This window comes from Bartonella queenslandensis AUST/NH15, assembly GCF_000312585.1.
Classification (GTDB): Bacteria; Pseudomonadota; Alphaproteobacteria; order Rhizobiales; family Rhizobiaceae; genus Bartonella; species Bartonella queenslandensis_A.
This window is the reverse complement of sequence record NZ_HE998048.1, coordinates 1-264: the sequence shown is the minus strand read 5'-3', so window position 1 is coordinate 264 and position 264 is coordinate 1. Positions and strand designations below refer to the sequence as shown.

The following is a 264-nucleotide window of genomic DNA, read 5'->3' as shown; positions in this document are numbered from 1 at the left end:
GGCATATGTCATTTTATTTTGGATATCTTGTGCTAACCGATCAAAGTAAGCGCTATTGCGACGGCTACCAAAACTTAAATCTTCTAGAGGTGGCACTTCTTCTGCATCAAATTCCACCCGCAATTTCCCCAACTGTAAAGTGCTGTTGGAATTCAAATCGCGGTCAAACCAAACACGCCCACCAAGCAGCGCACCACGGGCAATCATATCATCAAGAAACTGTGTGAGAGAGCGGGTAATGGCAATAACATGTTGACCGGTCAG

The 264-nt window shown here is 45.5% G+C and carries 1 pseudogene; it reads right to left on the bottom strand.

The window, feature by feature from the left end:
- Positions 1–264 (bottom strand): annotated as a pseudogene (locus tag BN338_RS09270) (phage tail protein); the annotation flags it as partial.